This is a genomic window from Aequorivita aurantiaca (assembly GCF_030410135.1).
Classification (GTDB): Bacteria; Bacteroidota; Bacteroidia; order Flavobacteriales; family Flavobacteriaceae; genus Aequorivita; species Aequorivita aurantiaca.
Map to the genome: position 1 here is coordinate 135,558 of NZ_JAUGQQ010000005.1, position 14,436 is coordinate 149,993.

14 protein-coding genes and 1 tRNA gene are annotated in these 14,436 nt (G+C 36.4%); 12 read left to right on the forward strand and 3 right to left on the reverse strand.

The window, feature by feature from the left end; all coding sequences use genetic code 11:
• The first annotated feature begins 13 nt into the window (after positions 1-13).
• The 4 genes from QRD02_RS09460 to QRD02_RS09475 all read left to right on the forward strand — a co-directional run bounded on the left by QRD02_RS09460 (position 14) and on the right by QRD02_RS09475 (position 3,107).
• The gene (locus QRD02_RS09460; protein ID WP_290254699.1) at positions 14-1,090 is read left to right on the forward strand and encodes an ABC transporter permease; all 1,077 of its coding nucleotides are present in this window, start codon (positions 14-16) and stop codon (positions 1,088-1,090) included.
• A gap of 54 nt (positions 1,091-1,144) precedes the next feature.
• A complete protein-coding gene (gene tpiA / locus QRD02_RS09465) occupies positions 1,145-1,900 on the forward strand; it encodes a triose-phosphate isomerase (RefSeq protein ID WP_290254700.1) in 756 nt (251 codons plus the stop codon).
• A gap of 70 nt (positions 1,901-1,970) precedes the next feature.
• The gene (gene prmA, locus QRD02_RS09470; RefSeq protein ID WP_290254701.1) at positions 1,971-2,801 is read left to right on the forward strand and encodes a 50S ribosomal protein L11 methyltransferase; all 831 of its coding nucleotides are present in this window, start codon (positions 1,971-1,973) and stop codon (positions 2,799-2,801) included.
• A gap of 30 nt (positions 2,802-2,831) precedes the next feature.
• The gene (locus QRD02_RS09475) at positions 2,832-3,107 is read left to right on the forward strand and encodes an ATP-dependent Clp protease adaptor ClpS (RefSeq protein ID WP_290254702.1); all 276 of its coding nucleotides are present in this window, start codon (positions 2,832-2,834) and stop codon (positions 3,105-3,107) included.
• Between the two features lie 255 nt (positions 3,108-3,362).
• Here the strand turns inward: QRD02_RS09475 and QRD02_RS09480 are convergent.
• Positions 3,363-3,436, reverse strand: a tRNA-Arg gene (locus tag QRD02_RS09480).
• A 73-nt stretch (positions 3,437-3,509) separates the two neighbouring features.
• Between QRD02_RS09480 and QRD02_RS09485 the strand changes: the two genes are divergently transcribed.
• Positions 3,510-4,022 (forward strand): adenine phosphoribosyltransferase, encoded by a 513-nt coding sequence (locus QRD02_RS09485; protein ID WP_290254703.1) that lies wholly within the window; start codon positions 3,510-3,512, stop codon positions 4,020-4,022.
• Here the strand turns inward: QRD02_RS09485 and QRD02_RS09490 are convergent.
• Positions 4,019-4,171, reverse strand: a complete 153-nt coding sequence (locus QRD02_RS09490) for an SsrA-binding protein (RefSeq protein WP_290254704.1) — start codon at positions 4,169-4,171, stop codon at positions 4,019-4,021. The genes QRD02_RS09485 and QRD02_RS09490 overlap by 4 nt on opposite strands.
• 61 nt (positions 4,172-4,232) lie before the next feature.
• Positions 4,233-5,126, reverse strand: coding sequence for a hypothetical protein (locus QRD02_RS09495; protein WP_290254705.1), 894 nt, complete (start codon positions 5,124-5,126; stop codon positions 4,233-4,235).
• 134 nt (positions 5,127-5,260) lie between these two features.
• Here QRD02_RS09495 and QRD02_RS09500 point away from each other — a divergent pair, with 134 nt between their 5' ends.
• From QRD02_RS09500 to QRD02_RS09530, 7 genes are all read left to right on the forward strand, one after another.
• The gene (locus tag QRD02_RS09500) at positions 5,261-6,214 is read left to right on the forward strand and encodes a calcium/sodium antiporter (RefSeq protein ID WP_290254706.1); all 954 of its coding nucleotides are present in this window, start codon (positions 5,261-5,263) and stop codon (positions 6,212-6,214) included.
• Between the two features lie 453 nt (positions 6,215-6,667).
• Positions 6,668-8,854, forward strand: a complete 2,187-nt coding sequence (locus tag QRD02_RS09505; RefSeq protein WP_290254707.1) for a glutamine synthetase III family protein — start codon at positions 6,668-6,670, stop codon at positions 8,852-8,854.
• Positions 8,855-9,567: 713 nt separating this feature from the next.
• A complete protein-coding gene (locus QRD02_RS09510; RefSeq protein WP_290254708.1) occupies positions 9,568-10,425 on the forward strand; it encodes a hypothetical protein in 858 nt (285 codons plus the stop codon).
• Positions 10,426-11,025: 600 nt separating this feature from the next.
• Positions 11,026-12,498 carry a curlin gene (locus tag QRD02_RS09515; protein WP_290254709.1) on the forward strand — a complete coding sequence of 491 codons (1,473 nt, stop codon included), beginning with the start codon at positions 11,026-11,028 and terminating at the stop codon, positions 12,496-12,498.
• Between the two features lie 177 nt (positions 12,499-12,675).
• Positions 12,676-13,218, forward strand: coding sequence for a hypothetical protein (locus QRD02_RS09520; protein ID WP_290254710.1), 543 nt, complete (start codon positions 12,676-12,678; stop codon positions 13,216-13,218).
• Between the two features lie 15 nt (positions 13,219-13,233).
• A complete protein-coding gene (locus QRD02_RS09525) occupies positions 13,234-14,010 on the forward strand; it encodes a CsgE family curli-type amyloid fiber assembly protein (protein WP_290254711.1) in 777 nt (258 codons plus the stop codon).
• 1 nt (position 14,011) lies between these two features.
• Complete coding sequence (locus QRD02_RS09530; protein WP_290254712.1) at positions 14,012-14,428, forward strand: curli production assembly/transport component CsgF; 417 nt, start codon at positions 14,012-14,014, stop codon at positions 14,426-14,428.
• Positions 14,429-14,436: the final 8 nt, after the last annotated feature.

The following is a 14,436-nucleotide window of genomic DNA, read 5'->3' on the forward strand; positions in this document are numbered from 1 at the left end:
AACAATAAAATAGGTGGCGGGTTACATACTTCAAAAAATTGGTTACGCATTGCTCACCTTGTTTGGGGTTGTAACGGTGATTTTTCTACTTTTTACAATCCTTCCCGGCGATCCCGCGCGGATGATGCTGGGCCAAAACGAAACCGCGGAACAACTTGCCGTTGTTAAAAAGAAATATGGGTTTGACCAGCCGATTTCGGTACAATATCTTCGGTATTTAAATGATTTGTCGCCCATTTCCTTCCACAGTAAAAATTCTGGTGATTACACATTTCTTTCCGAAGGGAAATACAATGCCGTCAAATTATTTGCTGTTGGAAATACCAATGTAGTTCTAAAAACGCCCTATTTGCGGGAATCCTTTCAAAAGAACGGCAAAGAGGTAAGCGAGGTAATAGCCGAAACCCTTCCGAATACTTTCATATTGGCGGTTTCGGCAATCTTTATTGCAATGCTGATTGGGGTTTTTCTCGGAATAATTTCCGTGCTTTTTAAAGATGGATTTGTGGATAAAGCCATCCAATTGGTCAGCACTCTAGGAATGAGCGTCCCCTCATTTTTCAGTGCTATAATTTTTGCCTGGATTTTTGGTTTTTTGCTTCACGACTACACAAATTTGAATATGACCGGAAGCCTTTACGAAGTTGACGATTTCGGCAATGGAAAATATATTCAATGGAAAAACCTCATCCTTCCCGCTATCGTTTTGGGAATCCGTCCGCTGGCGGTTGTAAGCCAATTAATGCGAAATTCATTATTGGAAGTTTTGAACCAGGATTACATTCGAACTGCAAAAGCCAAAGGGCTTTCATTTTATCAAATTATTAAAAGACATGCGCTCAAAAATTCACTAAATCCGGTGGTTACGGCCATCTCCGGCTGGTTTGCGAGTATGCTAGCGGGAGCGGTTTTTGTGGAGTATATTTTCGGTTGGAATGGCTTAGGCAAGGAAATTGTGAACGCTCTGAACACATTGGATTTGCCCATAATTATGGGAGCAGTGCTTGTAATTGCCACTTTGTTCATTTTAATCAATATTTTTGTAGATATAATTTACGGATGGCTCGATCCAAAGATCAGTCGGCAGTAAGCATTGCGGAGAATATTCATCCCTTAATACACAATATCAATAAATTCCATAGAAATGAGAAGAAAAATAATAGTTGGAAATTGGAAAATGAATCATGATTTGGCCGAGACCGAAATGTTTTTGGTAGACTTGAAAAAACAAGTGTTTCCCGAAAATGTGGAAGTAATGATTGCCCCTCCTTTCACGAGTTTAAATCATACCTTTCGATCATTGCGAGAGCACCCGGTAACGATAGTTGCACAAAACATGCATCAAAGCATTGAAGGAGCCTTCACGGGTGAAATTTCTGCAAAAATGCTGAAAAGTGTGGGGGCAACTACAGTAATTATCGGCCATAGCGAACGGCGCACCTATTTCAACGAGAACAGCGCAGTGCTCGCGGAAAAAGTTAACACAGCGCTTGAAAATGAGATGAATGTTATTTTTTGCATTGGGGAAGAGTTGGATGACCGAAAAAAAGATAACCATTTCCAGCAGATCAAATCACAAATTTTAGAAGGACTTTTCCATCTTCCAAACGATGCTTGGGATAATGTAACAATAGCCTACGAACCCGTATGGGCAATAGGCACAGGTGAAACAGCCAGCGCGGAACAAGCGCAGGAAATGCATCAATATATCCGAAAAATTATTGCCGAAAATTATTCCGATAAAATTGCCGATTCCATTCTAATTCTTTACGGTGGAAGCGTAAAACCCGAGAATGCCGCTGAAATTTTTGGACAGCCCGATGTTGATGGTGGTCTTATTGGCGGTGCTTCCCTTCAAGTAGAAGATTTCATGAAAATAGTGAATGCCTTCGAGAAATAAAATTTTCGTTTATAAAAGTTTTTTTGCAGAAGGAACAGTATAAAAGAACAACCGTAAGTAATATTATAAAATGAACTACATTGAATACAAATTTACTGTGAATCCACTTCAGCCGGGAACTGAAATTCTTATTGCCGAACTTGGTCACGCAGGTTTTGAAAGCTTCGTGGAAACCGAGGCAGGGGTCATGGCATATATTCAATTATCGGAATGGACTGATCGTATTTTGGAGGATATCCATATTCTTGTTTCGGATGAATTTAAAATAGATTATACTTTTTCGGAAATAGAACAGGTAAACTGGAATTCGGAATGGGAAAAAAATTTTAGCCCTATTGAAGTGAACGGGAAATGTATTGTTCGCGCGCCATTTCATCCCCGTAAAAATTTTGAGTACGATATAGTGATTGAGCCCAAAATGTCCTTCGGAACTGGCCATCACGAAACCACCTTTATGATGCTCCAGTTTATATTGGAGAATGATTTTAAGGATAAATCGATACTTGACATGGGCTGCGGCACTGCAGTTTTGGCAATTTTGGCGGCAATGCGAGGGGCTTCAAAACTTGATGCCATAGATATTGACGAGTGGTGTTTTGAAAATTCCATGGAAAATATCCAGAGAAATAACTGTGAAAATATTTCCGTGTTTTTGGGTGATGCTTCCCTACTACACAAAAAAAAATATGATGTGATTATAGCCAACATCAACAGAAATATTCTACTGGCCGATATGGAGAGCTATCAAAAAAGTTTGAATGCTGGCGGAATTATTTATTTGAGTGGTTTTTATATAGACGATTTGTCAATAATTAGGGAATGTTGCAATAATTTAGGCCTCGTCTTCGTTGAAAATAAGGAAAAAAATAAATGGGTTGCGGCAAAGTTCAAAATTACTTAACTTCCCAGTATTGCTATTATTGAAAAGATTATGAGTACCAAGGAAAAAATTCAGGAAGATGTATCGGTGGTTGAAAAAGAGAGTCGCCAGAATGAAATCGTGCTTTACAATGACGATGTAAACACATTTGATCACGTTATCAACACCCTTATTTTTGCCTGTGAGCACACACCGGAACAGGCTGAACAATGTTCTATTATTGTGCACTATAAAGGGAAGTGCACAGTAAAAACAGGAGAATTCAGCGAATTAAAACCGCGCTGCTCCATGCTTTTGGAAGCCGGTTTAAGTGCCGAAATTATTTAAAACCATTCAAAAAAGAATCCAGAAATAATAACTCCGATTATTAAGATTATTAAAACAGTTATAATAAAACCTGCCCCGAAGCGGGTTTTTTTGTTGTCTTGAAAAATATAATCTCTTTCTTGTTTGTTGTCTGAGTCCTTTACAATTTTGGTCATTTCTGAAGTTTTTAGTATGTCCAAAGTAATAAAAAATAGGAGATATTCTAAAAATAAATCCATAAAAAAAACCACGTTTATCCAACGTGGTTTCCACTTGTGACCTTGCCAGGATTCAAACCTGGAACCTCCTGAGCCGTAATCAGGTGCGCTATTCAGTTGCGCCACAAGGCCAAATTAATTTCGGTTTAAGCGGGTGCAAATATATTTCTTTTTAAATTGCAAGACAAATTAATACTTGTAAAAAATGAATTTTTATGATTACGTTCGGAACATTCAGAATTTTCCAAAAGCAGGGATAAATTTCAAAGATATAAGCCCACTACTTGCAGACAAACATGCGTTGGCAAATTGTTTGTCAGAATTGGTAGTCCTTGTGGGCAGCCAAAAAATTGATAAAGTTGCTGCCATTGAATCTCGAGGCTTTTATTTTGGAACCCTTCTGGCCCATAAACTGGAGGCCGGTTTCGTGCCGATTAGAAAACCTGGAAAACTTCCATTTAAAACAATTAAGGAGCCTTATGAATTGGAATATGGGATTGATGTACTGGAAATTCACGAAGACGCAATAGAGGAAGGAGACCGAATATTATTGCATGATGATGTTTTGGCAACCGGCGGAACAGCGAGAGCAGCTTGTAATTTAATTGAACGATTGGGCGGGAAAATTGTTCAATGTAATTTTATTCTGGAACTTGAGTTTTTGTATGGAATAAAAAAATTGCAGGACCATTCCGTATGTTCCTTTTTGAAGTTTTAGTCCAGAGCATTTTTAGCTACCCACACTTTATAGGCAAATATGGCCATTTGAAATTTAGAGGCTTTTGCCAAATCCACTTCATTCTTGGTGAAACTTGGTAATATTTTCTTATTTACCTTCGCCAAGAGTTTAAAAAAATTCTTTTTCATTGCGCGTTTATTTCAAATGATTTAAGTAAAGTGGCCTACTATTTTAAATAATATTGGAACACTATTCTCCGTTGGCCATAATTGTGTTTTGTTTGTCGACAGCTAAAGTTATATTTTTAATTGGTTCCATTCCGTTACCAAAATTTGAAGTCGAAACAGACCCATTTCGATTATCTACAGTAATATAAATCTTGGTTATTTGATTGTTTTTGTTTCGCTCTAAGCTCTTATAATGAACGGAAATATCTTTTTCATTATAAAATTCTTGAATTTTAAGCAACTCGCTATCTGTGGTGTTGCACGTTATCAGTTTTGAACCTGCCGGTTTTTTGGCACTATGAACGGCGGGTTGGCCAACGGAGCGGATGTCGTCGCTCTGTTTTTTCATTCGTCTTTCCATTTCTGCTTGTCGTTTTTCCATCTCCTTCATTTGGGTCTCCATCTCCATTTCCATTTGAGCTCTTTTTTTATTCATTGCTTCCCTCATATCGTTTTCGGCTTTTTGGGAGTTCTGGGAAACTTGATCATTATTGCCTTGTTGGATAATAGCTTGATTGGAATTCCCAACACTTCGAACCGAAATCCTTGTTCCCTCAGATGCTATTGTGATGTTGTTAATGGGGTTTTCGCTGCTAACACTGTAGTTTCCGGAATTATTGTTGGCGTCTTTATACCAAATGTTTATAGCTGTTATTTCATTTTGTTTGTTATAAACAACATTTGAATAGTCAAATCCAAATCCTTCATCCGTCATTTGCTTTTTTATTTTTTGAAGCTCTTCCAAGGTGGTTTCTTTTGTTATCACAATAGTAATTTGTTTTTCATGGATAATTTTGGTCGCTGTAAATGAAGGACAAACATTATTAGTGCCGAACAATAGGAACGGCAAGCCACAGAAGACCAAACTTAAATAAAATGAAAAATTTTGTAATAAATTTTTAATGGTGGTTTTCATAATTTTTCCAATTAAATGATGGGTAACGCTTGTTGCGTTGGCAGCTAATGGTAAGAATTAAGTTTGCGGGGCTTAAAACAAATATACAATTAATTCTTTTTTGGTTTTAGTATCTTCGCAGGCATTTGCAAATTATGGACTATCTATTTATTTTTTTCGGATTCGTATTGTTAGTTGTTGGAGGAGAGTTTTTAGTTCGGTCCTCTGTGGCGCTTTCGTTCAAACTTCATCTTTCCAAAATGGTTATTGGACTCACCGTGGTTTCGTTTGCCACCTCAGCCCCTGAACTTCTTGTAAGTTTGCAAGCTGCATTAAATGGTTTTTCGGATATTTCTTTGGGAAATGTATTGGGATCGAACATTGCAAACATTGGGTTGATTCTTGGAGTAACTACCGTTATAGCGCCCCTCACTGTCGACAAAGACTTTTATAGGTTTAATTGGCCTGTAATGATGATTTTTTCCGTAGCGCTTTACTTTATTTTAATTAGCGGCGGCCAAATATCTTTTTCGGAAGGAGTGGCTTTAATCCTGATGCTCATTTGCTATTTATGGATTTTAATCAAACGCGCCCGAAATGAGAAAAGTTCCAATCCCACCGAGGAAAGTATAGATGACGGCTTATCGAAAGCATCCAATTTTAAGATAACAATCTGGCTACTAATTGGTGCGGGAGCCCTTTTTGCCGGAAGTGAGTTTTTGATAAGCGGTGCGGTTTCCGTGGCGGAGAACTTTGGGATTAGTGAGCGTGTGATTGCGGTAACAATGATTGCCGTAGGAACTAGCATTCCAGAATTGGCAGCCTCGTTAATTGCAGCATTGAAAAAGGAAAAATCCATCTCATTGGGAAATCTTGTTGGGTCTAATATTTTTAATATTTCTGCAGTTTTGGGCATAACAGCTATAATTCAGCCAATTGCCGTAAATAGTCAGGAAATAATTAATAAGGATATTTTTTGGATGATTGGCTTTGCAGCCATTATACTTCCGTTGGCATTGCTTCCAAAATCATTGCAATTAGGTCGTAAAAGAGGATTGGTTCTTGTGGGGGCTTATGCAGTTTTTATTTCAATGATCTTTATTTCTTAATCCCTAAATAAAACCATTTCATTTATTCACGAAGCGGTGCATTGGTGCGAACAGGTTTCTCCTATGCCTAAAAATTTGGTATCATTTAAATTAATTTTTAGCAAAAAAGAGCAGTTATGTTACCAATTAATAGCTTCGTATTGGATTTGCCGTGGCTTTAATATTTCTTAAATATTTTTGATTGGGGGATGCCCATTCCGAAGGAACTATTCGGATTAAAAGAATAAATTCATCCAATAATCCTATAATTTACTCTGGAAGAAGACTAATGAATTTAAAATTCCTGCATAGCGCAAAAAATATCTTTACAAAAATTTATATTGTTGCTTAAGCCCCTAAACTTTGAGGGTGTCAATAATTAAAATGTCATTAATTTATAAATAAACATTGAAATTATGGGGGTGTAAAAGTGTTTTTTATATTTTTGTGCTATCAAACCCTAAAAACAGTTGTATGCCCACCTTGCGATTTTATGCCTTAAAAGAAACTTTTAATAGAGTTCCGGTGCCAGTTACAGAGCCAGAAAGACGTTCTGAAATTTTCGGAAAAAATGTTTTTAACGAAACTGCAATGCGGCAGTATTTAACGAAAGATTCGTTTAAAAGTGTTATGGATGCGATAGAAAACGGATCTAAAATAGAACGACACATTGCCGATCATATTTCAACGGGAATGAAAGAGTGGGCTATAGCGAAAGGTGCTACCCATTATACCCATTGGTTTCAACCATTAACTGGTGCCACGGCAGAGAAGCACGATGCCTTCTTTGAGACGATGGATAACGGCCAGGCCATAGAGAAATTTGGCGGTGGGCAATTGGTACAACAGGAGCCGGATGCATCCAGTTTTCCCAATGGCGGAATTAGAAATACCTTCGAAGCTCGTGGGTATACTGCGTGGGATCCCACCTCGCCAGCGTTTATATATGGTACGACTCTTTGTATTCCTACGGTTTTCGTTTCATACACCGGTGAAGCGTTGGATTATAAAACCCCGCTACTTCGTGCATTGCAGGCCGTCGATAATGCTGCAACGGCCGTTGCTAAATATTTTGACAAGAATGTAACCAAGGTAAATGCCACTTTGGGATGGGAACAGGAATATTTTTTGGTGGATAGTGCATTGGCTCTGAGCCGTCCGGATATTTCCTTGGCTGGAAGAACTTTATTGGGACATTCCTCAGCAAAAGGGCAACAATTGGATGACCATTATTTTGGATCTATTCCTGCGCGAGTTTTAAATTTTATGCGCCATTTGGAAACCGAATGCATGTTTTTAGGTATTCCAGTAAAAACGAGGCACAATGAGGTTGCTCCCAACCAGTTTGAATTGGCCCCAATATTTGAGGAAACCAATTTGGCGGTGGACCACAATTCCTTATTGATGGACCTGATGCACAAAATTGCCAACAAGCATAATTTCAAAGTTCTATTTCATGAAAAACCCTTCGCAAATGTGAATGGAAGCGGGAAGCACAATAATTGGTCATTGGCAACCAATACAGGTATAAATCTTCTGGGTCCCGGCAGCACGCCAATGAAAAATTTACAGTTTCTAACTTTTTTCATTAACACCTTAAAAGCTGTAAACGAGCATGAGGAACTGCTTAGGGCTTCAATCGCAAGTGCAAGTAATGATCACAGATTGGGTGCGAATGAGGCTCCTCCGGCAATTATTTCCGCATTTATTGGTTCACAACTAACAGAAGTGCTGGATGAACTTGAAAAAGTTACCAGTGGTAAACTTTCTCCACAGGAAAAAACAGATCTTAAGCTAAATGTGGTTGGAAAAATCCCAGAAATATTATTGGATAATACAGATCGGAACAGAACCTCCCCATTTGCTTTTACAGGTAATAAATTTGAATTCCGTGCAGTAGGCTCTACGGCCAACTGTGCAAATCCCATGACCGTTCTAAACGCAATTGTTGCCAAACAATTGATTGACTTTAAGGTTGAAGTAGACGCACTGATCAAGAACAAAAAAATGAAGAAGGATGATGCCATCTTCAATGTATTGAAGGAATATATTAAAGATTCCAAAAGAATACGTTTTGAGGGTGACGGATATGGGGATGCTTGGGAAAAGGAAGCAAAGAAGCGAGGATTGAGCAACCATAAAACAACGCCTGAAGCCCTAAAGGCAAAGATTTCAAAAAAAACTATTTCTCTTTTTGAAGATTTAGGAATTATGAGTAAAGTGGAATTGGAGGCCCGTTATGAAATTGAAATGGAAGATTATGCGATGCGTATTCAAATTGAAGGTCGCATTTTGGGTGATATAGCCCGCAATCATGTTATTCCAACCGCGATTCGCTACCAAAATATATTGATTGAAAATGTTCAAGGACTAAAAAATATTTATGGAACTGATTTCAAGTTATTCGCTGTTGAACAAATGCAGCTTATTGAACAAATTAGTGAGCATATTGCGAAAATCAATAAGGGAATAACTGATATGATTGAAGAAAGAAAGAAGGCCAACAAGATTGAGAATATTGAAAGAAAGGCTTACGCATACTGTGAGGAAGTGAAGCCATATTTTGAAATTATTCGTTATCACTGTGATAAATTGGAATTGTTGGTGGATGATGAAATTTGGCCACTAACGAAATATAGGGAGTTGTTATTCACCAAATAACTTATACTATTTAATAATTAAAAGCACCTAATTTAAAAAATCAGGTGCTTTATTTTTTTGAAACGAGGTGAGAAAAAATGTGTTTTGTATTCTATTCTTCTTTTGATAATGAAGCGGAATTTTTATTGAATTTTATATAGTTAAAAATGAAGAACTTAAATAAAATGGTTCCTATAATTCTTCGCCAATCTATCATAGAAAACCGATAAACGACACAAATATTTTTCGAAATACGTGAACAACTATTTTAGAGGATAAATTTTTAACATAAAATTAACTTTTGTATAAAATGTTAAAAAAGGATTCTGTATATCGGAAGAAATTATTCTTTAAACATTTTATCGATGAATAATGGTTCGGGTAATTCCTACATACATTATTCATCGATACGATCCATCCCTTAATCGGATTGGAACTTAAGTTAAAATATTGCAGTTTTGGAAACTGAAATTTCAAAATGTTACTTCTCATTAAAAGGAAGTAAAAACAAACCTATCCCCCTTAGTTATACGTCCTTAATTTTTAGGAAATCAAAGAATTAGAATTTTTATAAGTTTTTCAATTTTTTTTAGAGAGGGAGTCTTCTTTAAGTATTTGAAAATCATTTTTAAATTCTTCTCAATGGTTTCCAGTTGAATTCTTTGGTAGCAAATAAGCTAACACGGAAAAATCAAACAATATTAAATAGATAATAACCTTTAAACCTTTAAATTATGAAAAAAGTTTTTTTAAGCACTTTAGCCTTAACATTCGGAGCAATTGGTTTTGCTCAAATCGGTAATATAGGAACTGTAACGCAAACAGGAAATGAAAATGCGGGCATTGTAAATCAATCAGGGGATGCTAATACAGCTACAATAACTTCCGAGGGTAATAGATTTAAAAATAATATTACTAAATATGGTAATTGGAGAACTGCAGGTGCGTCTGGCACAATGATGGCAAAAGGTGTGACCCAAACTGGGGACGGTAACACAGGGACTATATCTCAAGTAGGTTATAGTGGTGTTACTTCAGGCACTGGTAGTGCAGGTGTTGGACAATTAGGAAACTCCAATAAAGCGATCATTACTCAAACAAATGTCTTAGCGCACGCTTGGAGCAGTCAAAATCAAGCCTTTGTTGATCAAATTGGCGATTTAAATGAAAGCGTTCAATATCAAACTGGTCGTGCAGGTACAAGTTATTTTAGACAAGCCGGGAATGATAACTATGCAGAATCCCAACAAGCGAGCCAATCCAGTGCCAAATTAGAACAAGAAGGTAACAGAAATAATTCCGTTCAAATCCAGGGAGCAGAGAATGGCCAAAAATCAGATACCTATCAACTAGGGAATGACAACTTAGCAACGAGTAACCAATCTGGTGGTTTAAGCAATGAATCCACAATTTTACAAGATGGTGATACCAATATCGCAGGAGTGACTCAATTTGGTGCTACCAATAAAGGATATGTAACTCAAACTGGAGATTATAACACTGGAACAATTTCATCTAATGGCACTAATCATTTAGGCACAATAACCCAAATTGGTGGTTTAAATGAGGCCATTATTACTCAAAATCAATAAGTGGTAATTCAATGAGATTATATTAAAAAAGGGGAGAAACTCCCCTTTTTTGTTTCTATATGTTGATGCCTATTCTAACCAAAACATACTATCATTAATTCTAACAGGTGAGAGGTAAACATTTTACTTCAAATAGTTTATAAAATCATAATTATACCTATTCATTACTATTTAACAAAAATTTAACAAATTTATTTATTTTGATTATTTAGGTATTTTACCGAACAAAAGTTTCAATACATCATCTTTTCCCAAAATTGTTAATAAGATATTTCTTACATTTAAATTTAACTAGTTTCACACTTCAGTTTTAAAGTTTGGTTATTAGAAAATTATTTGGATATTTGGCTTGTAGTTAAAACGAAAAATTTTGACTGCGTACTCCTCAAAATAACAAATCTATCCCCTTTTACTATCAGATTCTCTTTCGAGAAAATTTGAAATCTTTATCCCCTAATATACATTTAGCATTTTTGAATGCAATGTTATCCCCACACTTATTTTGACAAATCCATTGATTTGTTGAATGCCAAGGAAAAAACCTTGTTTAAGAACAGAATATTTTTTTAACCAAATATTAATCTTTTAAACTATTTAATTATGAAAAAAGTAATTTTAAGCGCTGCGGCGCTAATGATTTGTGGGTTTGCCTTTGCTCAAAGGGGAGGAGTTGAAACTCCTACAGCACCTACAGGAGCGGAACAGATAGCAAATTTATCTGCTGATCCTACGGCGAATACGGGACAGTCCACACAGACGGGTAATGATAATCGTGTTCAGGTTTTGCAAATTGGAACAAGCCAATCAGCATCAACTTATCAAGGTGATGGAAGTGGTAGTGGTGGTAACTTAGCATCAATTAGGCAGGTTGGTGCAATTCAAGCTGGTATAAGTGGTGAGAGAAATGATGCTGAAGTGCATCAGTTCGGTACTGAAAACAAGTCTATTACTAATCAGGAGGGAGATTTGAATGAAGCTCTTACTAACCAGGGAATGAATGATGACGGTAGCACAAATAACTTTGCCTGGATTCGTCAAGGTACCAATGAGCAGGCACAGGAAAATATGTCGGAAGTTAATCAGGATGGTGACAACAACGTAGCAAAAACCTTGCAAACATTTGATGGAAGTTCCGCTCTTATTAACCAAGTAGGTGATGACAACAAGGCTTTCAGCAAACAAAATGCGGGTGCTAATTTAACCGGAGGGCATCAATCAGAGATTTGGCAAGAAGGAGACGATAACAAAGCCTTCCAGGATCAAAAACAAGGAAATGATGGGAATAATTCTGCGTTAATTGCTCAAATAGGCGATGGCAACGAAGCTCAGCAAACACAAGAAAATATGGGTGGATCGGGTGCTGCACAAAACACGGCATTTATTTCACAGGGTGATGGAACTATTGCAAGTGACTTAACCACTTCAATTTACTATGGCCGTCTTACTTTATTAGATGATATTCAGAATGGATCCTATAATGCTGGTTCCACAAATGGTAGAGCTTTCCAAGATCAAGTTGGTGTAGGGAATAATGTTGAGTTGTATCAAAATGGGGATGCTACTAATGGTAGTAACTATTCTGAGCAAAATCAGGATGGTACTGACAATGATGGTTACGTAATACAAAACCTATTTGGAAATCCTAATGGAAGTGGTAACGCTGCATGGCAAGATCAAACAGGGTCTGGTAACCAAGCTGGTATAGCCCAAAACGGAAATACTCACAAAGCATATCAGTTCCAAAATGGTAATGACAACATTGCAATGTCAACTCAAAGGGGAGAGTGTAACCAACTAAATACTCATCAACTTGGCGATGACAACTATGCTCAAACTGCTCAAAGAGGACATGATAACGGTATCCTAATTGTTCAAGATGGTGGTCACAGTTATTCAGTACAACAGAATCTTCTTGATGGAATGCCCAACGGTGGCAATTCTGTAAATGTGCTTCAATTAAATCCTAATGGTGTGGATCCAAATATCGTTTGTGATTTCCCAACAATGGATACGCACGATGGCGGTTATGGTACTCCAGGCTTAACTATAGATGATGTGTGCCCAGGTTGCTAATCTTTTATAAGTTAGAATTTGTAAGAAAAAATAATAGGAGGGCAATTCATTGTCCTCCTTTTACAATAAAAATTGATACCTTGAAGCTTAATTAAATAGGTGTATATTTGTAAATGATATAAATTCATTCAAAAAATACTACGGTCTATTTAAAGTATTACAACTGTAAAATTATTCATGATGATCAGATTATCTAAAGTTTATCTTTTCTTTCTTAGTATGGTGGTTTTTACCCCATCACTTACTGGGCAAACTTATAAAGAAGAAAATAAAAAAATTGATGGGAACAATGTGGTGCTGAAAGGGGAAAATGTTAATCCTGAAGTTTTATCCAATTTTGGAATATTTGCCACGCCCAACCCCAAAAACGCTACGGTTCAAGGAAATTCTGTTTTTGTGAGACAGATTGGTGATTTTAATACTGCAAGTGTACAGACTAAGACCAACGCAAGTGAAATTAATCTGTTGCAAAATGGCAATAGTAACCATACGCAACTGGACTATACTGCTAATACAGCTATAGCTGATTTGGTCCAAAATGGGGATTATAACCAAATCACTGACTTTGTAAATGACCCGAATGCCGATATTTCTTTAGATCTCGTACAGGAAGGAAGCAACTTGAACTTTGAACGAAACGGTGTTAATGAATTGACCAAATCAATAAAGTTTAAACAAACGGAAGCCTCTCCGACCATTATAGTTCGAAGTTATTTTTAAGAAAAATACTTCACTTTGAAAGAAAAAAAAACATTTGAACACGTAGTGACTTTTCTAATTCTGCTAATTAGTGCTGTCATTAATGCCCAGTTCTACAATAAAGATTATGTGGGTAAAATTTATGTAAAACAGGATAGTGAATTCTTCACCTTTACGGCAACAGCAGAGAACCTTACTCCAGTAGATGTAAATTTGAAATATGATTTTATTATTTATAAAGTAGATACCGCAAAAAATACATCAAAAAATAATCAGGAAAATCTCTTTTTTTTAAAAGGGAATGATAAAGTAGCGTTAGCCTCAACAACTATAAGTTATAATGAACAAGGAAAAATAACCTTGGTTTTAATAATATATGATAATGATGGAAAACCTGTAGGTCAGGACAGAATTGAATTAAATTCTGATGGAAATAATCAATCGGTTCCAAGAGACAATCAAGTGGAAGCTGAAAATTCAGATCAGGCCTTACCTCAGGATGGGATTATTTTGGATGGACTGGTTTTGGAAAAAACCATTACTAAAGCCGGACGTGATTTTTATAAATATTTTTACGCAGAATATTATAACAGACAAATAAGAACGAAAAAAAATATATTCATTGAAGAAGTTCCAGGCAGATTTCGAAACACGAGAATTTCGGTGTCAATCGACGGCCAATTACTTTGGCAATTTTTTTCGCAGCCTAATAAATCTTTTCTACAAAGTATGGCAACTACAGCATTAGATAAATGTATTTTGTATCTTCAACAACTACAACAACAAAAGACAAATTCAATAACACACTATTGAAATGAAAATATTTAAAGTTCCCTTTTTAGCCCTTGCTCTATTTTTTTGGAGTTCTATAAGTTTTGCGCAACAATTTTCATACACACCGTTAAACCCTGCATTTGGAGGAGACACTTTTAATTATAATTGGCTGCTAAGTTCTGCAACTTCGCAAAATAAACTTACAGCACCTGTTAATCCTAGAGACCAACTATCTGAATTGGAACAATTCGGCTCAAACTTAAATCGACAATTACTTAGTCAGATTTCACGTATTCTTTTACAACAGCAGTTAGGTGGCTTAGGAAATTTTGATCAAGAAGGCACCTTTACCTACGGTACTTTGAATGTTGAGATTTATCAATCCGATGAAGGATTGGTCATAAATATTTTGGATACATCCAATGGCGAAGAAACCCAGGTTATTGTCCCAAATTAAATATATTT